Here is a 19,683-nt window from a genome sequence, read left to right on the forward strand (position 1 = left end):
TCCGGAAAGCGCGTTGACGTGCTCGGCCGGTTCGGGTCAGAGTCCCTCCCTGATGGAGATCAACGACCTGACACCGGCCGAGTCCCGTCTTTGGCGGGCGTTCGCCTCGGGCACCGACGTGGACTTCCGTGCCACGCACCCTCCCGCCCCGGGCTCGTCCGCCACGGACCCTTCCGGCGGCGCGGACCCTTCCGGCGCGGACTCCGACGACCCCGCTCGCGGCGATACCTGGGGGCCCGAGCGGACCGTGCGCGCGAGCGTGCTGCGGTCCCTGCTCCTGGACGGCCCACGGGAGGACGGCCGGGTGGCGGCGCTCAGCCTGGCCGGTGCCCGTGTCACCGGGCGGTTGGATGTGCAGTACGCGACGGTCGACCACCCCGTGCGGCTGCGGAACTGCCACTTCGACGAGGCCCCGAGGTTCTACGGGGCCCGGCTGCGCGAGCTGAACCTGAGCGAGTCCGTGCTGCCCGGGCTGATCTCGCACGCGGTCCGGGTGGAGGGCGTACTGCGGCTGACCCGGGCCCGGTTCAGCGGTACGGTGCGGCTCGCGGGGGCGGAGGTCACCGGCAGCCTGTACCTGGAGAGCACCCGCATCGAGGCGCCGGACACCGAGGGGCCGGTGCTCCAGCTGAACCAGGCGGTGCTCGGCGCCGACCTGTGGGCGCCGGGGCTGCGCACGGCTGGCGAGGTCCGGCTCACCGGCGCCCGGGTGGCCGGCACGGTCAACCTCAACGACGCGGTGCTGGACCGGCCCGGCGGCACCGCCGTCCACGCCGAGACGCTCGCCACCGAGGCCGACGTGCTGCTGCGGCGCGCGGACGTCCGGGGCCGGCTGGAGCTGCGCGGTGCCCGGATACCCGGCCGGCTGGACCTGTCGCACGCCCGGCTGGCCAACGCCGGGAACACCGCACTGCGTGCCAGCAGTTGCGTGATCGGCGAACTCTGGCTGCGGGAGGGCCCGGCGGTGCAGGGGGCGCTCAACCTGCGCCGCGCCCAGGTGGACGTGCTGTTCCTCCAACCTGAGGTGGTGCCTGCCTGGGTCCAGCTCAACGACCTCACGTACACGTCGCTCATCCCGCACGAACCCGCCGAGCGTCGGCTGCCGATGCTGGAGAAGGGCGACAGCTACCTCCCCTTCACCTACGAGCAGCTGACCGCCGCCTACCGGCGCATCGGTGACGACGACGCGGCCCGCCTCGTACAGCTCGCCAAGCAGCGGCGGCGCCGGCGCACCCTGCCCTGGTACGGCCGCCTGTGGGGGCACCTCCAGGACATCGCGGTCGGGTACGGCTTCCGTCCGCTGCGTGCGGGCGGCTGGCTGCTGTCGCTGCTCGCGGTCGGCTCGGTCGTCTACGGGCTGCACCACCCGCCGCCGCTCAAGCCGCAGGAGGCCCCCGGCTTCAACCCGGTCTTCTACACGCTGGACCTGCTGCTGCCGGTGATCTCCTTCGGTCAGGAGAGCGCGTTCTCGCCCCAGGGCGGCTATCAGACGCTCTCCTACGTCCTGGTCATCACCGGCTGGATCCTGGCCACGACGGTGATCACCGGCCTGACCCGCACCGTCAGCCGCCAGTGAGGATCTCCGTAAAGGGGCCGGGAGTTCGGAGCGGGCGGGTACGGGGTATGCCGGACGCGTCCCGAACGAACGATCAAGGAGAGCGATGGCGATGCCACCCCTGCGGCAGGAGGTCGAGGCGGGCGCGGCCGGGCTGGACCCCGGGGCGCTGGCCCGGCTCGACCTGCACTTCGCCCGGCAGGTCGACGAGGGCCGGCTGCCCGGGTTCCTGGTGGCCGTCGCGCGCGGCGGCCGCGTCGCCCATCTGACCGTGCACGGACTGCGGGACGTCGCGGCCGGACTCCCGGTGACGGCCGACACGCTGTGGCGGATCTACTCCATGACCAAGCCCGTCACGTCCGTGGCGGTGCTGACCCTGGTGGAAGAGGGCCGGCTGGCGCTGGACGACCCCGTCGACCGGTACCTGCCGGCCTTCGCCGAGCCGCGGGTGTACGTCGGCGGGACCGGCGAGAACGTCGTCACCCGCCCCGCCACCGGTCCGGTGCGGGTCCGGCACCTGATGACCCACACCGCGGGGCTGACGTTCGGCTTCTACCGCACCCACCCCGTGGACGCGCTGTACCGGGCGGCCGGGGTGGAGTCCTCGGTGCGGCCGGGTGCCGACCTGGCCGAGACGGTGGACCTGTACGCGAGCCTGCCCCTGCAGTTCGATCCGGGCACCGAGTGGAACTACTCCGTGGCCAGCAACGTACTGGGGCGGCTGGTGGAAGTGGTGTCCGGGCAGCCCCTCGACGTGTTCTGCGCCGAGCGGATCTTCGGACCGCTCGGTATGACGGACACCGGGTTCCACGTCACCGACGCGCAGGCGGGCCGCCTGGCCGAGCTGTACGGCGAGACGGAGGACGGCGGCATCGCGCCGGTGCCCGGGCTGCCGCTGCGGGGCCGGCCGCGGTTCCTGTCGGGCAGCGGCGGCCTCGCCTCTTCCGCCTACGACGTGCACCGGTTCGCGGAACTGCTGCGGCGCCGCGGCGAACTCGACGGGGTCCGGCTGCTCGCCCCGGCGACGGTGGACCTGATGACCCGCAACCACCTTCCGGGCGACGCCGACCTGCGGTCCTTCGGCAGCCGCCCGGCGCACGACGAACCGGGCAACGACGGCGTCGGCTTCGGTCTCGGCGTCTCCGTGGTGACCGACCCGAGCCGCACGCGCTCGCCCTCCGGGCTCGGCACCTACGGCTGGAGCGGGGTGGCGACGACCACCTTCTGGGTCGACCCGGGCCGTGATCTGACGGTGCAGTTCATGACCCAGGTGCGGCCGAGGTCCTCGCACGCGGTCTACCCGGACCTGAAGCGGCTCGTGCACGAGGCCCTCACGGACTGATCCGGCCCGGCGGTGTCCGACTCCTCGCGGTCAGGACGAGACGTGCGCCATCGCGGCGTCCAGGTGCGGCAGGTGGTGGTCGAGCCGCTCCCGCTTGGTGCGCAGGTAGGTGATGTTCGACTCGCACGGCGGTATCAGCAGCGGCACCTGCTCGGCGACCCGGATGCCGTACCGCACCAACGCCTCGCGCTTGCGCGGGTTGTTGGACATCAGCCGCACCGACCGCACCCCGAGGTCGTCGAGGATTCGCGCGGCGACGCCGTAGTCCCGGGCGTCCACCGGCAGGCCGAGGGCGAGGTTCGCCTCCACCGTGTCCAGGCCCTCCGCCTGCAACGCCATCGCGCGCAGTTTGGCGAGCAGGCCGATGCCGCGCCCCTCGTGCCCGCGCAGGTAGACCACGACGCCGCTGCCCGCGTCGGCCACCTGCCGGAGTGCGCTGGCGAGTTGGGCGCCGCACTCGCAGTGCTGGGAGCCGAAGGCGTCGCCGGTCAGGCATTCCGAGTGGAGCCGGGTGAGCACGTCTTCGGCGCCGAGGTCGCCGTGCACGAGGGCCACTTGCTCGTCGCCGCGTTCGTGGTCGAAATAGCCGAACGCCCGGAATTCCCCGTACACGGTGGGAAGCGGCGTCACCACGATCCGCTCCACGTCCGTGCGCTGGGTCGTCTTCTTGCCGAGTACACCGATTTTTTCTGTCATGATTCTCGCGTTCCTCAACAGTTTGCTCAACCGAGATGAAAGGCCGTGCCGGAATGGATGTTTCACTGGTGCCGGCGGACACGAGCGACGATGTGCGCGAACGGGGCTCGGGACTTCCGCGACAGGTCGCGGTGCTGCCGGTCGGGAGTTTCGAGCAGCACGGCCCGTATCTGCCGCTGGCGACCGACACCCTCGTCGCCTGTGCCGTCGCCCGGGCGGTGGCCGACGCGTACCCGGTGCACCTGCTGCCGCCGGTGACGATCGGCTGCTCGCACGAGCACGCGGACTGGCCGGGGACCGTCAGCATCTCCGCCGTGACCCTGCACGCGGTGGTGCGCGACATAGCGGACTCCCTGCGCCGCTCGGGCGTCGGGGCACTGGTCGTGGTCAACGGGCACGGCGGCAACTACGTGCTGGGCAACGTCGTTCAGGAGTCCTCGGCACGCGGTGAGCGGATGGCGCTGTTCCCGGCCGCGGAGGACTGGGAGACGGCGCGTCGGCGGGCGGGGGTGGTCACCTCGCTGCTCACCGACATGCACGCGGGGGAAATCGAGACCTCCATTCTTCTGCACAAGCATCCCGAATTGGTCAGGCCCGGTTACGAGGCCGCCGATTTCGTCGCGGACGACCGGCGTCATCTGCTCTCCCTCGGTATGTCCGCCTACACCGATTCCGGTGTCATCGGGCGTCCTTCACTGGGATCGGCGGAAAAGGGGAAGGAACTGCTGGAAAGCCTGGCGGATTCCTTCGGGGAATATGTCGCACTGCTGACGGCCGAGACGGCGGGGACGCCGTCCACGTCCGAGGGCTCCGACGACTCCGAGGCCTCCGACGGCTCCGACGGCGAGCGCGGGTAGCGCGCGGCGTACCGGCGTCCGACGAGGACGACGACGCCGGGCAGGCTCGCCACGAGGCTGAGCACGCCGTACACCACCGCCACGCCCAGCCCGGTGCCCGCGCCGAGCCCCGCCGCGCCGAACGCCCACGCGGTGACGCCCTCCCGGGGACCCCAGCCGCCGACGTTCAGCGGCAGCCCCATGGCGAGCAGCGCCAGCACGGCCAACGGCGTCAGCACGGCGACGGAGGCCGCGCTGCCGGCGACCCGGGCGGCGAGCACGAACATCGTGAGGTGTCCGGCGAGCACGATGGCGGAGGAGAGGGCGATGCCCGGCAGGTTCCGCCGGGACAGCAGCCCGTGCCGTGCCTCACCCAGCGCCGTCCGCACGGCCCGGCCCCGGCGTGCGGGGGCCCGGTTCCAGCGCAGGGCGAGGACGACGGCGAGCGCGCCGGCCAGGGCCAGGGCCACGAGGGGGGCCAGGTGGCGTACCTCGGCGCGCACCGGGGACGGCATCGTGAGCAGTACGCCCGCCCCGGCCCCGATCAACGCGAGCTGCCCGGCGACCCGTTCGAGGACGACGGCCCGCACACCCCGCCGCAGGTCCCCGGTGCTCCGCCCGTGCCGCACCGCGCGGTGCACGTCGCCGAGGACGCCGCCGGGCAGGGCCGCGTTGAGGAACAGGGCGCGGTAGTAGTCGGCGACCGCCGCCGCGAGCGGCAGCCGGATGCGCAGCCCGCGGGCGACCAGGGCCCAACGCCAGGCACTGAACACCGTGGTGACCAGTCCGATCCCGAGGGCCGCCAGCACGGCGGGCCCGTCGATCCGGCGCAGCCCGTCCAGGAAGGCGCCGGTCCCCAGCCGCCACAGGAGCACGGCGAGGACGGCGGTGCCGGCGAGCGTGCCGAGGTGGGCGCGCAGGGCGCGGCGGCGGGGAGCCGCGACGCCGGTCGGGGCGTGCGGGCGCACCGGCGTCGGCAGTACCGCCGCCGGTACGGTCGACACCGTCGGCAGCGTCGGTGCGCTCACGGGGCCCCGCCCGTCGGCCGGCACAGCGCCAGCAGGTCGGTGTGGTGGACGACGACACGCAACTCCCCGGCCGCGCAGGCCGCGAGGCGCTCCTCCAGGTACCGGTCCGCCCGCGCCCGCAGTTCCGGACGCTGTTCGACGGCCGCACCGACCCAGCCCCGCAGCCACTGGGCGGTGAGTCCGGCCTCGCCGGGTCCCAGCCGCCAGTCACTGGGCTGGGCCCGTACGGTGGCGCCGTGCCCGGCGAAGGCCTCGGTGGCGACGGTGACGGCGTCCGGACCGAGCATGCCGGTGCGCCGCTGGTGGTCGTTGAACGCCTCGGTGATCTCGGTGTCCAGGGGGTGGCCCGGGGTGAGGTCGACGCGTCCGGCGACGGAGAGGGTCAGCAGCGCCGGGCAGCCGGCCGCCGTACAGGCAGCGGCGAGCTTGCCGACCTCCTCGGTGGTGAGGACGTCGAGCAGCGCGGACGCCGTCACCAACCCGGCGCCGTTCAGGGCGTCCGGGGTGAGGTGGGCGAGATCCCCGCGCCGCGTCTCGACGGTGACCCGGCTGCCGTCGGCGGCGGTGTGCGGGGCGCCGGCGGCCGCGAAGTGCAGGAGGTAGGGGTCGCGGTCGTGCAGCACCCAGTGCTGGGCACCGTCGAGCAGCGGGGCCAGCCAGCGCCCCATCGACCCGGTGCCGCAGCCCAGGTCGTGCACCACCAGTCCGTCCGCCCGCCCCGGCAGGCCGGCGAGCCTGATCCGCAGCGGGTCAAGCAGGTCGTGCGCCCGCGCGGCGGCATCGGCGGGCTCGCGCAGCCGCAGCCACTCGGGGGCGTAGCGCGGGGGCTCCGCGGGGTGCTCGCGCACCGGCGCTCCGCGCAGACGGACGGTGGCACGCTCGCCGGAGGACTGCTCGAGGCCGTCGGCGACCGACCCGGCGGAGGGCCGCCCGGCGCCGAACCGCCCCTGCCCGTCGGCGACCGGCCCGTCGGAGAACCCCCCGGCGGCAGACCGCCCTGTACCGTCGGCGGCCAGCCCGGCAGAGGACCGCCCGGCGCCGAACGGCCCCTGCCCCTCGGCGACCGGCCCGGCGGAGGGCTGCTCGGCGCGGTCCTCCGTCCGCTCGTCGGCATCGCCCGGCCGCTGCGTCGCGGGACGGGCGGCTCCGCCCTCGAGTCGGTCGGCGGACGGGACCGTCCAGCCCTCGCCCGGGCCGCCCCCGAGGCCGGAGGCGGGCCGCTCCACAGGGCGTCCGGCGTCCGAGCGGGCCGGGCCCGAGACGGGGACGACGGCGATCCGGGAACCGGTGGCGTCCGGGGGGCCGAGCCGGACCGGACCGGTGCCTCCGGCCGGTGACGGACCGACGCTTTCGGCCGGTGCCGCGACGGCGCCTCCGGTCCGTGCCGGGACGGCGCTATCGGTCGGTGCCGGGACGGCGCTATCGGTCCGTGACGGGGCGGCGCGTTCGGTCGGTGCCAGGACGGCGCTCTCCGTCGGTGCCAGGACGGCGCTCTCCGTCGATGCCGGGACGGCGCTCTCGGCCGGTGACGGGACGGCGCGTTCGGTCCGTGACGGGGCGGCGCGTTCGGTCCGTGCCAGGACGGCGCTCTCGGTCAGTGCCAGCACGGCGCTCTCCGTCGATGCCGGGACGGCGCTCTCGGCCGGTGACGGGACGGTGCGTTCGGTCGGTGGGGCGGGCCTGCTCGTGTTCATGCGGCCCTCCTCGGTTCGCCCGGCAGCCGGTGCAGTACGCCGGCCAGGCTCTGGGCCGTGCTCGCCCAGCCGTTCAGGGCGGCGCGGCGACCACGGGCGGCGGCCTTGAGCCGCCGTCGTACGTCCGGCTCGCCGAACCAGCCGCGCAGCTCCGCGGCGAGGGCGACGGGGTCCTCCGGCGGGACGAGGATGCCGGGCACGCCCCCGTCGGGCGCGCGTCCGACCGCCTCCGGCAGGCCGCCGACGTCCGTGGCCAGCACGGGGATGCCGCGGGCGAGGGCCTCGGTCACCGCCATGCCGTACGTCTCGGCGTACGAGGTGAGGACCATCAGGTCGGCGGCGGCGTAGGTGGCGTCCAGGTCGGCGCCGGCCCGCGGTCCGGCGAGCACCAGCCGCTCCTGGAGACCGTGCCGCGCGATCAGCGACCGCAGCCGGTCGGCGTACTCCGGGTCCTGTGCGAGCCCGCCGACGCACACGCAGCTCCACGGCAGGTCGGACACGGCCGCCAGCGCCTCCACCAGCCGGTGCTGGCCCTTGCGCGGGGTGACCGCGGCGACGCAGACCAGCTTCGAGACGCCGTCGGTGCCGGGCGCGAGGGGCGCGATGTCGGCGCCGGGAGCGGCGACGTGGACCCGGCCCGGGTCGAGGCCGTGGTGGGAGACGAGGCGGCGCACCGCCCAGTCGCTGGTGGCGACGACGGCCGGGACGGCACGCAGCACCGTGCGCTCGCGGGCGTCCAGTCCGGCCGCCACGGCGGGGTCGAGGCCGGTCTCGTCGCCGAGCGGGAGATGGACGAGGACGGCCATGCGCAGCCGTTCGGCCTCCGGGACGACGACCTCCGGCACCCCGCAGGCCACCAGACCGTCGAGGAGGACGACCGCGCCGTCCGGCAACCGCCGCAGGACGCGGGCGAGTTCCGCGCGGGCCGCGTCGTCCGGCCGGGGCCAGTCGCCTGGCACGGGCAGCCCCCGCACCCGCCAGCCGAAGCCGGGCAGGTCGAGCCGTACCCGCCGGTCGTAGGCGTTGCCGCCACTGGGCGCGGCCGGGTCGTCGACGCCGCCCGGCATGACGAAGTGCACCGCTCGCAGGGACATGGGGACGATCCCCCCGTTCCTAGGGACCGGGACCGGGATCGAGGCCGGGGCCTGGGCCTGGGCCTGGGCCGTCCCCGGCAGCTGGGCGGGGACGTGGGCGAGCCGGGTCCGCCCCGCGGCGGTCGTGCCGGTCACAGCGCACGCTCGTAACTCGCCCAGGCGACGTGCGACTCGTGCAGGGTGACGGTGAGCCCGGCCAGGCCCCTGGCGCCCTCGCCGAGCGCGCCCTTGTGCACGCGCTCGGCGAGCCGGTCGGCGATGACCTTGGCCAGGAACTCCGTGGAGGTGTTGACGCCGGCGAAGTCGGGTTCGTTGTCGAGGTTGCGGTAGTTCAGTGCCCCCACGACGGCACCCAGCTCCTGGGTGGCCAGACCGATGTCGACGACGATGTTGTCCTCGTCCAGCTGCTCGCGCCGGAAGGTGGCGTCCACCAGGAACGTCGCTCCGTGCAGGCGTTGCGCGGGCCCGAAGACGTCGCCGCGGAAGCTGTGGGCGATCATGATGTGATCGCGGACGGTGATGCTGAACAACGGACGACCCTCCAGGTGTGGCGCGTCTGATCCCCCGCCGATCGCTGCGCGGGTGCCGTCTATTACGGCTGGATGCCTTCCCCTGTTCAGTGATCCGTACGTCTTCCCGCAAGGTCAGGCGCCGCTGCGGGCGTCCGTGCCGGTGTCCTCCTCGTCGTAGCGGATCCGGTGGCACAGGGCGGGGAGCGCGCCGGAGGCCAGCCGCGGCATCAGCTCCGGCAGTTCGGCGAAGGCGGATTCACCGGTGACGAGCGCGTCGAGCGCCGGGTCGGCGAGCAGTTCGAGGGCGAGGGCGAGCCGGTCGGCGTAGGTGCGGGTGGTGGCGCGGGCCGGGGAGACGGTGCCGACCTGGCTGCCGCGCAGGGTCAGGCGCCGGGAGTGGAAGGCCTCGCCCAGCGGCAGGGCGACGCGCCGGTCGCCGTACCAGCTCAGTTCGACGACGGTGCCCTCGGGCCGCAGCAGTTCCAGCGACCGGGCGAGCCCGGCTTCCGTCGCGCTGGCGTGCACGACGAGGTCTCGATCACCCGCGGCGTCGTCCGGGGACGCGAATCCGGCACCGAGCGCCTCGGCGACCTCCGCCCGGGCCGGGTCGGCGTCGACCAACTCCACGCGCACGCCCGGGAATCGGGCCAGCAGGGCGGCGACCGAGCAGCCGACCATGCCTCCGCCGACCACGCTGACCCGGTCGCCGATCAGCGGCGCCGCGTCCCACAGGGCGTTGACGGCGGTCTCGACGGTGCCGGCGAGTACGGCCCGCCCGGCGGGCACCGAGGGCGGTACCGGCGTCACGGCCGCGGCGGGGACGACGTACCGGGTCTGGTGCGGGTGGAGACAGAACACGGTGCGCCCGACGAGCCGCTCCGGCCCCTCCTCCACCACGCCGACGCCGAGGTAGCCGTACTTCACCGGCCCGGGGAAGTCGCCCTCCTGGAACGGCGCGCGCATCGCCGTGTACTGGTTCTCCGGCACCCGCCCGCCGAAGACGAGGGTCTCGGTGCCACGGCTGACCCCGCTGAAGAGGGCGCGCACGAGCACCTCGTCCGCGCCCGGTACCGGCAGCTCCACCTCGCGGATCGCGCCCCGCCCCGGCGCTTCGAGCCAGAACGCACGTGCCATGCGTGCCATCGGAAGTCCTCCTGAACGATCGGGAAGCCACTCACGTACCGAGGGATGCACAAGCCGCGCACAAGGTAGCGGCCTTGATCGACTCTGTCACACGGCCGGAGGATGTTCGGTGGCCCTGATCAACCTGAACCACACGGACGACGGGTACGACGCGTACGACGCCTGTCCCGCGAGGTCCGTTCAGCAGGAGACGGCGGTCGGCGCGGGCGCGCAGATCCTGCTCCTGGCGCTGCTCGGCACCGCGATCGGCATGGGCACGGCGGGCTGGCTGACCGGCCTGGCGTTCGCGTTCGCGAGCTGGGCGGTGCTCTCCCGGGCCCTGCACCGCTCCCGGCTGCCGTCGTTCGGCCCGGCCAACCGGGTCACCCTCGGCCGGGCCACCCTGGTCGGCGGGGTCACCGCCCTGGTCGCGGACTCCTTCCGCAGCGCGCCGCCCCTCTCCCTCCTCGTCGGCCTGACGGCCGTGGCCCTGATCCTGGACGGCGTGGACGGCAGGGTCGCCCGCCGCACCGGCACGTCGACACCGCTGGGCGCGCGCTTCGACATGGAGGTCGACGCGTTCCTGATCCTGGTGCTCAGCGTGTACGTCGCGCTGGATCTGGGCCCGTGGGTGCTGCTGATCGGCGGCATGCGGTACGTGTTCGTGGCCGCGGCCCGGGCGTGGCCGTGGCTGACGGCCCCGCTGCCGCCGAGCACGGCCCGCAAGACGGTGGCCGCGCTCCAGGGCGTCCTGCTGCTCCTCGCGGGTGCGGAGCTGCTGCCGCGCCCGGGGAACGCCGGGGTGGTGGCGGTGGCACTGGGCCTGCTGGTGTGGTCGTTCGGGCGGGACGTGCGGTGGCTGTGGCGGCGGTCCCGGGTTCCCGCGGCGCCGGTCACGGCGGTGCGGGAACTCGTCGCGCAGTGAGCTCAGGACCGACCCGACCCGGCCGTGGAGGGGGTTGGTGCGGTGGCTCCGGCGCCCCGGTGCGGCCACCGGGGCAGCGTCGCCGCCGCCACCAGCGGTACGGCGGCCAGCACCAGCCATGGCACGGCGACCGGCAGGCCGGTGTCCAGCAGGAGGCCGGTCGCGGAGCTGCCGGCCAGCACGATCAGCCCGGAGACCGAGGACAGCGCCCCGGTGTACAGCCCGAGCCGCCCGTCCTCGGCGAGGTCCGGCACCCAGGCGCGGGCGACGGGCGCGACGAGCATCTGCCCGAGGGTGAGCAGGACGACGAACCCGGCGGCGGGCAGCAGCCCACCCGTCCCCGTCCACCCCGCGGGCCGTGCGAGGCCGACGACGGCGAACCCGACGGCGATCAGCACCAGCCCCGTCACCATCGACCGGCGCCGCGCCAGCCGCTCCCCCGCCCACCGGGTCACCGGCAACTGCGCGGTCACCACCAGCAGCGACGACAGCGCGAACAGCCACGCCAGCGGCGCCTGCGAACCGGCGGCCCGTTCCACCTCGGCGGGCAGGGCCAGGTAGAGCTGGTTGTAGGCGAGGAGGTAGGCGCCGTAGGCGCAGCACAGCGCGAGGAAGCGCCGGTTGCGCAGCACGAGCCGGGCGCCGCCCTTCATCCGGACCTGGGCCCGCCCGGGAACGCGCTGCGGCAGCAGCCACGCGTGCCCGGCGAGGACCAGCACGAAGACCCCGGCCCCGGCGAGGCAGGCCGTACGGAAGTCGACGGCGAGCAGCAGCGCTCCAAGCAGCGGCCCGACGAAGGCACCGGCCTGCCCGGCGACGGTGAACAGCGCCAGCACCCGCGTCCGGTCCCCGCCCCCTTCCTCCTCCCACCCGACGGCCTGCCGGGCGACCTCGGACTCGACGGCCGGTGAGAAGAGCGCGGCGGCGAACCCGATCAGCAGTACGGCACTCACGACGGCCCAGGTCCGCTCGGCGAAACCGAGCCACGCGAAACCGCCGATCCGCAGCACGCACCCGGCGAGCACGACGGGCCGGATGCCGTACCGGTCGGCGAGCGCCCCGCCGACCACGAACAGCCCCTGCTGGCTGAAGGTCCGCAGCCCGAGCACGAACCCGACCAGCCACCCCGCCATGCCGACGGACTGCCCCAGATGCTCGGCGAGGAAGGGCAGTACGGCGAAGAAGCCGATGTTGAAGGCGAGCTGGGTGAGGATGAGCAGCCGGAGCAGCGGGGAGAGCGTGGCGAACGGGGCGGTACGACGGCCGGGCACCTGGCCGGCCCGCCCGCCGGCGGGGGCGGGTGTGGAGGTCATGTCACCGGGCTCCGAATCCGGCCGGTTCCCGCTCCGCCTCCGCCACCGGCCGCTGCCCGGCCGCGTCGGTCTGCCGAGGGGACGATCTTGTGGGCCGTCGGCGCAGCCCGCCCGCGGCGCTGACGGCCAGCGCGCCGAGCAGGGCGAGTACGGCGGCGGGGGCGAGGACGGCCCAGGGGGCGCGCTCGGCGTAGGGCTGGTTCTCGGCGAGGAGCAGCCCCCACTCGGGGGACGGCGGCTGGGCGCCGAGGCCGAGGAAGCCGAGCGAGGCGAGGGCGAGGGCGACACCGGGCAGCCGCAGCAGGGCGTGCCGGAGGACCGGCGGCACCACGGCGGGCAGCAACTCGTGCCGCAGCAGATGGACCGGCCCCGCGCCCAGTCCCTTGGTGGCGGTGATGTGCAGCGTGGCGCGCTCCTGCCGCAGCAGGGAGGAGGTGTGCGCGGCGAGCGGCGCCCAGGCGACGGCGCCCACGGCGAGCGCGGGGGTGGCCGCGCCGCTCCCGGCGACGGCGGTGACGAGCAGCGCGACGAGCACCGGCGGTACGGAGTTGACGGTGTCGACGAGGGGCGCGGAGACCCGGGGCACGAGCCCGAGCAGTACGCCGGCGAGCAGGGCGGCGGCACTGATGGCGGCGGCAAGGGCCAGCGTGTCCAGGGCCCCGTGGCCGACCCGGGCGAGCAGGTCGCGCCCGAGGGCGTCGGTGCCGAAGGGATGGTCGAGGGAGGGGGCCCGCAGCCGCTGCCCCGTGTCGAGGGCGAGCGGATCACGGGTGAGCCCGAACCCGACGACGGCGAGCAGCAGGGCACCGTAGAGAAGCGGCAGCAGTCCCCCGGCGGGCGGGGCGGGCCGGTGCAGCGAGGACAGGGCGCCGTCGCGCAGCGCGGGCCCGGTGAGCAGCCGGGCGGCGACGCGGGTGGCGCCGGTCGCGAGCCCGGCCAGCAGGACGAGGGCGAGGGTCCCGGACTGGAGGACGGGCAGGTCCTGCGCGAGGGCGGCCTGAAGGGTGGTGCGCCCGAGCCCCGGAATGTCGAACACCTGCTCGACGGCGACGGCCCCACCCGTCAGCCCGACGACGAACAGCCCGAAGTTGGGCAGCAGCGCGGGCACGCACCGCCGCAATGCCTGGCGGGCGATGGACCGCCCGGTCAGCCCACGGGCCGCGGCGGCCAGCGCCCACGGCTCCCCGAAGGCACCGGGCAGCAGATCGTCGAGCAGCCGCCCCAGCACGGCGCCCGCGGGCAGCCCGAGGGCGAGCGCGGGCAGCAGCGTCCACTGGGGGCCGTACCACCCCAGCGCGGGCAGCCACCCCAGCTGCACCCCGACGACGGTGGCGAGCACGGAGGCGACGAGGAACTCGGGCAGCGAGGCGAGTACGGCGGACAGGCTCCCGCCCCCGCGCCGCCCGCCGAGCCGCCGCCGGGCGCCGAGCCGCAGGGTGCGCGCGCAGATCAGCCCGGCGGTGAGCACGGCGACGAGCAGCGCGACACCCATGAGCAGCAGCGAGACACCGAGCGCCCGCGTGACGTCGGGCAGGACGTCCGCGCCGGAGATCCACGACCGCCCGGCGTCCCCGCGCACGAGCCCGCCCAGCCAGCCGGTGAGGACGTCCAGGGGCCCGCCGTCGATCCCGAGCTGCCGCCGGATGTCGGCGAGCACCTCGGGCGTGGGCTCGCGCTCGGCGGACCGCGCCTTGAGGACGGTGTACGCGGGGTCGGTGCGGGTGAGCCAGGGCAGCAGCCCGACCCCGCACACGAGCCCGACCGCGAGGAGGATCCGCCACCCGGCGCCGGCCACCCGCTGCCACATGGTTCAGCGCCGGGTGCCGGTGCCGACGAGCGCGCGCTCGTACGGATCGAGGACGACGCCCTGTACGGAGCCGGCGACGCCGGTGATGATGCGCTGGTGCACGAGCGGCACAACGGCGTCACTGCCGAGGATGCGTGCCTCGGCGGCCATGGCGGCGTCCTGGCGCTTCGCGGTGTCGGCGATCTTCTCCGCGTCGGCGACGGCACGGTCGACGCCCTTGTCGCACAGCTGGGCGATGTTGAAACCGCCGTCGCAGGTGTAGTCGCTGGCGAGGACGGCGACGGGGTCACCGGTGTCGAGGAGCGTGTTGCGGGCAAGCACGAAGGCGTCGAACTTCCCGTCCAGCGCGTCCCCTTCGAGCCGCGAGTACTCCCGCACGGTGAGCTTGACGGTGAACCCGGCCTTCTCCAGCTGCTGCTTGACCACCTGGGCGACCTCGGGCAGCTCGGGCCGGTTGTCGTAGGTGGCGAGGTTGACGGTGTCAACGTGCCCGGGCTTCTTGGCCGACGCCCGCCCGACGGGCGCGGTCCGCTTCCCTTCCGCCCAGGTCACGGCGGGCCCGTAGACACCGGCACCGGGATCTCCGTACCCCTCGTACACGTCCTTGGCGAACACGGAGGCGTCGAGCGCGTCCCGCGCGGCGGCCCGCAGCCCGGCGTCCTCGAAGGTCCCGGAGGAGGCGTTGAGGAGCAGGCTGGTGGTCCGGGTGGTGGCGGTGTCGCGCCGGGTCTTCTCGTCCAGCGAGGCGGCCTGGGCGACGGGAACCGCCTCGGCGATGTCCAGCTCCCCGGTCCGCAGGGCGTTGGCACGGGCGGTGCCGTCGGCGATGAAGCGCGCGTCGATGCCGGAGGCCTGGGCGCGGCCGCCCCAGTAGTCGTCGAACCGGTCGAGGGAGGCGGAGGTGGCGCCGTTGACCTTGGTCAGCTCGAAGGGCCCGGTGGCGTGACCGACGGGGTCGACACGGCTGCCCTTCCCGTAGGCACCCTTGGACAGGATCGCGAGGCTGGGGCTGGAGAGCCGCAGCGGCAGCACGGGGTCGGGCTCGGCCGTGGTGATGCGGACGACCCGGTCACCGCCCGCCTCGGCGCTGAGGGTGACACCGGCGAGGGCGGCGGGCGCGGGCTCGGCGTCGGTGGCGTGCGTGAGGGACGCGGCCACGGCGGCGGGGGTCACTTCCCCACCGTCCTGGAAGGTGGCGTCGCGGAGGGTGAACTCCCAGGTCCTGTCCCCGTCCCGCCGCCAGGACTCGGCAAGCGCGGGCGCCGCGGACCCGTTGGCGTCCAGCGAGGTGAGCCCCTCGGTGACCCCGAGCCGGCTGAGCAGGGTGGCGTCGGCGCCGTACGGGGACAGGTTCTCGGCGGGCGGGAAGGCGAGGGCGACGCGGAGACGGGCGCCGTCGCCGTCGCCACCGTCACCGGACGCGGAGTCGTCGCCCCCTCCGGAGGCGAAGCAGCCGGCCATCAGCGGCACGAGCAGGAACGGGGCGAGCAGCCGGGGGCGGCGGTGGGAGCGCATGGTCCTCGGATCGATCAAGTCAGGTGCGGGCACCTGGATTTCGGGCGTCGGGTGTCGGGCGGGTGTGCGGCAGCGCACGGGGAGCCTACATGGAAACGATTTTCACGCCTACCTGGCCCCGCGCCATCCCGCCATGGGCACCTCGAAGTGCACGATCCCCTGCCCGCCCCCGGCATCCTCCCGCTCGTCGTGCACCACCTTGGCCAACGACCGCCAGAAGGGCTCAGCTCCGGTGACGGCGGGGTCGGTGTGCAGATAGACGGCCCGATACCCCCCGTCGGCGACGGCGAACGCCAGCAGCTCGTCGACGAGCCTCCGCGCCAGCCCGCGCCGACGATGCTCGGGCCGAACGTAGATCCGCCGCAGCTGCGCGGTCACTCCCGAGGGGAACCGCTCGGCGACGTGCGGGGGGTTCGGGGGGTGCACGGGCCCCCGGGAGTCGAGGGCCCCGGTGCCCACGACCTCGCCGTCGGCGGCGACAGCGACGAGGAGGGTGTGCCGGGCGGGGGTCAGATAGGCCCCGGCCGGGTCGATGACGTCGCCGTGCCAGCGGGGGACGTAGCCGGTGCGGAAATCCCGGTAGACGGTGTCGAGCATGACGGCTCGGGCGGGGGGCACGTCGGCGGAGGTGGCGGTCCTGATGGTGTAGTCGGTGGTGCGCACTTGCACATCATATGCAGTAGCGACTCGGTGCTGGTCAGGTAGGGGGACTGTGGCACAACGCGCCCCCCGTGGTCGCGCTTGCAGCGGCGCCCTCGCCCTTGACCCGGTTCCGGAAGCAACGCACCGGAGCTGAGGTTAAAAAAACTCAAGGGACCGGGTACATCTTCTTCACTGATCTACGGTGACGCCATGACGACGAATCCCCTTCCCCACCTCACTCCCACCGGCACCTGCTGGTGCGGCTGCGCCAAGAAGACCGGCCCCGGTTCCTTCTTCGCACCGGGCCACGACAAAGTGGCCGAGGCGGCCCTCCTCGCGGTCGAATACGGCTCGTCCGTGGCTCAGTTGCTGCACGGCCACGGGTACGGCCCCGGCCACTCGGTGAGCGCACGAGCCGTGTCCGAGGGAGCGTGGCGAAAATGCGGATCCTGTGACTACGTCGGCGCACCGGCGAGCATCGCCAACCACACGAAGAAGGCGCACTCGACCGCCGCCACCGCCGAGCAGGCCGGAGGAGCGACACGGTGACGGAAGACTGCACCAGCCAGCGCGCCGACCTCGAGAAGGCGGTACGTACGTTCGGCGGGCTCTGGGACACCGAGCGCGGACTCCGTGCCCTACGCGACACAGGACACGATGCCCATCCGAAGCACACCCGCAGGATCCTGCGGGACCTCGCGAGCGAAGGCCTATTAATGAAGGTGGAGGACTGGCCCGTCCGCTACAGAGTTGTACGGGCGGACTGAAGGGTGACACCTCCGACCACCGGAGAAACTGGTATCAGCGGCGACGTCCTGCAGGGACGGCAGCATTGGGCCTGCGTCTGTTGAAGACCCAGAGTCCCTGGGAGTGTGTGGCGCCCAGCACCCGGCCGTCGTCCAGGAGCCAGGGGTTGGCCTTCTGGAAGGGTGCGAAATTGTCGTTGGAGACGATCACTCCGCCGATCTCGTCCGCGATGCTGATCACCAGGGCGTCGCCACGGCCTTCCGTGCCCGCCGGGGGCTGCACCACGGTGCCGGCGGCGATCGCCTCCTCCACCAGCGGTCGTTCCTCCGGCACGACATCGTGCCGGAGGGTGGCATCGACGACGACATGGATGTCCCGTTCGGAGTTCTTGAACCGAAGCGACTTGATGGCGGCCTGCAGGGCCTGGAAGCTCGGTCGCCCGCCTGCGGAACGAGGCGGGCGGCCGTTCCACGCGAGATTCGAGCCGTCCACGACCAGGGCCGCAGCAGGTTTCCTGCCGGCCGTGACGGACTTGGGCAGCGAAGCAGGCGTCGGCCTGCTTGCCACTGCACTGCCGGCCCGCCCCTCGGCCCCGTGTGCCACCACCGGCTGTGGATGCGTCGGCCTGGGCGCCTCCCGCCCGGTCGTGCGCAGCGAGAAGAGCTTCTGCAACTCGTTCTTGATCTCCGGCGAGACGGCACTGTCACCGAAGACCCTCACCTCTCCGTCGAGGACGGGGTGCCCCGTCTTCTGGAGCGTGGCCTTCACCGTCAGCAGACCCTCCTTGCTGTAGGTGTACTCCAGGTCGAACGCGCCGTCCTCGGCCGCCCGCGAGTGCTGCGGCGGGTAGGTGAGGACGAGTTCGGTAAGTTTGACGTTGTCTGGGTGGTCGACGGGGCGGTCGGGGTCGCCTTCCCACACCTCGACGGTCAGTTTGGACACGCCGTCCCTGGACGGCTGGTAGGACTTCTTCCGCTGCTGCGGGAGGCGCTGGTTGCGATCGATCAGCGAGCTGAACTCTCGCTTTCCGTGCTGGTCCTTGGTGATGGTGCCCAGAGCGTGTGTGTTGACGACGCGGATGATGCTCTTCAGCTCTCCGTCCATGGCGGCCGCGCAGATCGCGGCGCCCTCGGCGACCGCCGTCATCGGGTGGCAGAGGTCCGCGCCGACGAGTTCGCAGTCCAACGCTTCCGCCACAGCGTCGCGCACGGCGGGGATCTGGCTGCTTCCGCCGATCATCAGCACGGCCTTGAGCTCGCTCGGATCGATACGCGCCTGGTCGAGGCACTCCTCGACCGGGTCCAGAGCCCGGCTGATGAGGTCCTGAATCGCGGCGGAGAACTCGTCTTGGCCGATCTCCACGGCGATGCCGTCCGGAGTCGTGATGCGCACGGACTCCTGGGTCGACAGGAGGATCTTGTTGCGCTCGATGTCGAGGGCGAACTGCCGCTGTTCGGACTCCGACCAGGTCCTGCGCGCGGGTGCCCGGTCGAGCACCATGCGGCGCAGTCGCGCGTCGATCTCCAGGCCGCCGAGCATGTTGACGCCACGGCTGGCCTTCTCGTCGAAGAATCCGTCGTCGTGCAACAGCAGGGTGGCGTCCATGGTTCCGCCGCCCCAGTCGAAGACGAGGAACTCTCCGTCCTCCTCCATGGTGTGCGCGTAGGCGATGGCGGCGGCCGTGGGCTCGTTGAGCAGTGTCTTGACGGCGATGCCCGCCGCCCGCGCCGCCTCGCGAGTACGGAAGCGAGCCGCTCCCGTGGCGTTCGCCGGCACGGTGATCACGGCCTCACCGATCTCCGTCGCGGCTTCTTCCTCGGCGGCGGTGGCCATCGAACGGAACACGCCGGCGGCAGCCGTAGTGGCGGCGAATCGCCGACCGCCGACCGTCACGAGTGGTTCGTCGCGCAGCAGCCGCTTGCACGCCTCGACGGCCTCCTCTGACCGCAGTTTGGCTTCCCAGCCGAACAAGGCCCCTGTGCGGAGGGAACTGGTGCCCACCACCGACGGGTAGAGCTTCTCGAAGCCGGGTCGCTCCCAGTCCGCATCAAGTCCCTGGCCACCGAGTTCAAGGATTTCGACGTACTCGCCGTTCCACTGGGCGGCAACCGAGTTGGTGGTGCCGAAGTCGATGCCGGTCGTCACTCTTCTTCCCCCACAAAGCTGTCACCCGCGGGAACCCTCCGCAGGTGCCCGGACAGCAGAACCTTGCCGGTCAATTCGTCCACGTAGGCCGGACGCAGGACTTCGAAGCGATCCCCCTCACCCTCCGTGACGACGAACTGCCCCTCCTCCTCCGGCTCGGTCACCCTGCGAAGACGCAATTGTCGCAAATGGTCTTCCAGGGAGCCGTTGACGAGCTCACCGCCATGGTCCGGCTGGGCCCACAGCAGTGCGTCGATCTCCGCGAGCCGCCCGGCGAACTGGGTACGCGTCCGGAACTCGTCCAAGACCGCTTTGCGCACAGCCACGTTGAGCCCGGTGGCCGGGACGGCGTCACCGACGGTCGCGGCCGCCAGAGCAGCGGGGATCCGTTCGACCACTCCCTGGATGAGCGTCTTGGCGTCGACGGGCTCCAGCACTGCGGGCGCTGTCCGGTCGTTCACGTCGGTGGACCGCTCGGCGTCGGTCGGCTCCGGCTCCACGGGCTTTTCCTGGACATCCACCGCAGCGGACTGCTCGGACAACTGTTGCCGCTTCGCCCTGCGGCGCATTAGTCCGCTGGGTTTGTGCGGCGCATCCGTGTGGTTGCTGCCCGGCTGTATCTGCCCACAGTGCGGGCAGGGGCGATGAGCACGCTCGTTCTTGGGGAGCTTGACTCTCTTCTCACCACGGCGTTCCGTGGTCTTCCTGTT

Annotated in this window: 16 protein-coding genes and 1 pseudogene; 5 read left to right on the forward strand and 12 right to left on the reverse strand. The window is 73.4% G+C overall.

Translation table 11 applies throughout. The annotated features are described in order from the left end of the window. The first annotated feature begins 52 nt into the window (after nt 1-52). Together R2E43_RS05155 and R2E43_RS05160 are read left to right on the forward strand one after the other, a co-directional pair. A complete protein-coding gene (locus tag R2E43_RS05155) occupies nt 53-1,576 on the forward strand; it encodes a membrane-associated oxidoreductase (protein WP_198653167.1) in 1,524 nt (507 codons plus the stop codon). 91 nt (nt 1,577-1,667) lie between these two features. Continuing rightward, on the forward strand, nt 1,668-2,897 hold the full coding sequence (locus R2E43_RS05160) for a serine hydrolase domain-containing protein (protein WP_106518500.1): 1,230 nt from the start codon (nt 1,668-1,670) through the stop codon (nt 2,895-2,897). Between the two features lie 30 nt (nt 2,898-2,927). Here R2E43_RS05160 and ribA read toward each other — a convergent pair whose 3' ends face one another. Continuing rightward, the gene (gene ribA, locus R2E43_RS05165) at nt 2,928-3,593 is read right to left on the reverse strand and encodes a GTP cyclohydrolase II (RefSeq protein ID WP_003972340.1); all 666 of its coding nucleotides are present in this window, start codon (nt 3,591-3,593) and stop codon (nt 2,928-2,930) included. A gap of 53 nt (nt 3,594-3,646) precedes the next feature. Between ribA and R2E43_RS05170 the strand changes: the two genes are divergently transcribed. Next, nucleotides 3,647-4,450, forward strand: coding sequence for a creatininase family protein (locus tag R2E43_RS05170; protein WP_016327815.1), 804 nt, complete (start codon nt 3,647-3,649; stop codon nt 4,448-4,450). A 47-nt stretch (nt 4,451-4,497) separates the two neighbouring features. On the opposite strand, the pseudogene R2E43_RS05175 reads toward R2E43_RS05170, so the two are convergent. The 5 genes and pseudogenes from R2E43_RS05175 to R2E43_RS05195 all read right to left on the reverse strand — a co-directional run. Further along, a pseudogene (locus R2E43_RS05175) lies at nt 4,498-5,481 on the reverse strand (lysylphosphatidylglycerol synthase transmembrane domain-containing protein); the annotation flags it as partial. Then, on the reverse strand, nt 5,454-6,473 hold the full coding sequence (locus R2E43_RS05180) for a hypothetical protein (RefSeq protein ID WP_234308204.1): 1,020 nt from the start codon (nt 6,471-6,473) through the stop codon (nt 5,454-5,456). The gene R2E43_RS05180 and the pseudogene R2E43_RS05175, both read right to left, overlap by 28 nt. 674 nt (nt 6,474-7,147) lie before the next feature. Further along, on the reverse strand, nt 7,148-8,380 hold the full coding sequence (locus R2E43_RS05185) for a glycosyltransferase family 4 protein (protein ID WP_030871792.1): 1,233 nt from the start codon (nt 8,378-8,380) through the stop codon (nt 7,148-7,150). Further along, nucleotides 8,377-8,775 (reverse strand): 6-pyruvoyl trahydropterin synthase family protein, encoded by a 399-nt coding sequence (locus R2E43_RS05190; RefSeq protein ID WP_011031076.1) that lies wholly within the window; start codon nt 8,773-8,775, stop codon nt 8,377-8,379. Before R2E43_RS05190 ends, R2E43_RS05185 begins: the two co-directional genes overlap by 4 nt. Nucleotides 8,776-8,889: 114 nt before the next feature. Then, nucleotides 8,890-9,900 carry a zinc-dependent alcohol dehydrogenase gene (locus tag R2E43_RS05195; protein WP_030871790.1) on the reverse strand — a complete coding sequence of 337 codons (1,011 nt, stop codon included), beginning with the start codon at nt 9,898-9,900 and terminating at the stop codon, nt 8,890-8,892. A gap of 109 nt (nt 9,901-10,009) precedes the next feature. Between R2E43_RS05195 and R2E43_RS05200 the strand changes: the two genes are divergently transcribed. Continuing rightward, nucleotides 10,010-10,804, forward strand: coding sequence for a CDP-alcohol phosphatidyltransferase family protein (locus tag R2E43_RS05200; protein WP_093457410.1), 795 nt, complete (start codon nt 10,010-10,012; stop codon nt 10,802-10,804). A 2-nt stretch (nt 10,805-10,806) separates the two neighbouring features. On the opposite strand, the gene R2E43_RS05205 is transcribed toward R2E43_RS05200, so the two are convergent. The 4 genes from R2E43_RS05205 to R2E43_RS05220 form a co-directional block, all read right to left on the reverse strand. After that, entirely contained in the window at nt 10,807-12,117 is a 1,311-nt protein-coding gene (locus R2E43_RS05205; protein WP_106518072.1) for an MDR family MFS transporter, read from the reverse strand. 1 nt (nt 12,118) lies between these two features. Continuing rightward, nucleotides 12,119-13,924, reverse strand: coding sequence for an ABC transporter permease subunit (locus R2E43_RS05210; RefSeq protein ID WP_106518071.1), 1,806 nt, complete (start codon nt 13,922-13,924; stop codon nt 12,119-12,121). A gap of 3 nt (nt 13,925-13,927) precedes the next feature. Beyond that, nucleotides 13,928-15,439: an ABC transporter substrate-binding protein gene (locus tag R2E43_RS05215; protein ID WP_106518070.1), complete on the reverse strand. Its 1,512-nt coding sequence runs from the start codon at nt 15,437-15,439 to the stop codon at nt 13,928-13,930. Nucleotides 15,440-15,547: 108 nt separating this feature from the next. Beyond that, nucleotides 15,548-16,102 carry a GNAT family N-acetyltransferase gene (locus R2E43_RS05220; RefSeq protein ID WP_210984513.1) on the reverse strand — a complete coding sequence of 185 codons (555 nt, stop codon included), beginning with the start codon at nt 16,100-16,102 and terminating at the stop codon, nt 15,548-15,550. 189 nt (nt 16,103-16,291) lie between these two features. On the opposite strand from R2E43_RS05220, the gene R2E43_RS05225 reads away from it, so the two are divergent. After that, nucleotides 16,292-16,630: a hypothetical protein gene (locus R2E43_RS05225; protein WP_234328716.1), complete on the forward strand. Its 339-nt coding sequence runs from the start codon at nt 16,292-16,294 to the stop codon at nt 16,628-16,630. 252 nt (nt 16,631-16,882) lie between these two features. Here R2E43_RS05225 and R2E43_RS05230 read toward each other — a convergent pair whose 3' ends face one another. Both R2E43_RS05230 and R2E43_RS05235 read right to left on the reverse strand, forming a co-directional pair. Further along, a complete protein-coding gene (locus R2E43_RS05230; RefSeq protein WP_030871776.1) occupies nt 16,883-18,973 on the reverse strand; it encodes an Hsp70 family protein in 2,091 nt (696 codons plus the stop codon). After that, a complete protein-coding gene (locus R2E43_RS05235; protein WP_234328715.1) occupies nt 18,970-19,515 on the reverse strand; it encodes a hypothetical protein in 546 nt (181 codons plus the stop codon). Before R2E43_RS05235 ends, R2E43_RS05230 begins: the two co-directional genes overlap by 4 nt. Nucleotides 19,516-19,683 lie beyond the last annotated feature (168 nt).

Origin of the sequence: Streptomyces violaceoruber, from assembly GCF_033406955.1 — a bacterium.
In the GTDB taxonomy this organism is placed as follows: domain Bacteria; phylum Actinomycetota; class Actinomycetes; order Streptomycetales; family Streptomycetaceae; genus Streptomyces; species Streptomyces violaceoruber.

Excerpts from the sequence above, each read along its gene's own strand:
- R2E43_RS05160 (WP_106518500.1), top strand. The coding sequence starts at position 1,668 with ATGCCACCCCTGCGGCAGGAGGTCGAGGCGGGCGCGGCCGGGCTGGAC.
- R2E43_RS05210 (WP_106518071.1), bottom strand. The coding sequence starts at position 13,924 with ATGTGGCAGCGGGTGGCCGGCGCCGGGTGGCGGATCCTCCTCGCGGTC.
- R2E43_RS05170 (WP_016327815.1), top strand. The coding sequence starts at position 3,647 with ATGGATGTTTCACTGGTGCCGGCGGACACGAGCGACGATGTGCGCGAA.
- ribA (WP_003972340.1), bottom strand. The coding sequence starts at position 3,593 with ATGACAGAAAAAATCGGTGTACTCGGCAAGAAGACGACCCAGCGCACG.
- R2E43_RS05215 (WP_106518070.1), bottom strand. The coding sequence starts at position 15,439 with ATGCGCTCCCACCGCCGCCCCCGGCTGCTCGCCCCGTTCCTGCTCGTG.
- R2E43_RS05155 (WP_198653167.1), top strand. The coding sequence starts at position 53 with ATGGAGATCAACGACCTGACACCGGCCGAGTCCCGTCTTTGGCGGGCG.
- R2E43_RS05195 (WP_030871790.1), bottom strand. The coding sequence starts at position 9,900 with ATGGCACGCATGGCACGTGCGTTCTGGCTCGAAGCGCCGGGGCGGGGC.
- R2E43_RS05225 (WP_234328716.1), top strand. The coding sequence starts at position 16,292 with ATGACGACGAATCCCCTTCCCCACCTCACTCCCACCGGCACCTGCTGG.
- R2E43_RS05205 (WP_106518072.1), bottom strand. The coding sequence starts at position 12,117 with ATGACCTCCACACCCGCCCCCGCCGGCGGGCGGGCCGGCCAGGTGCCC.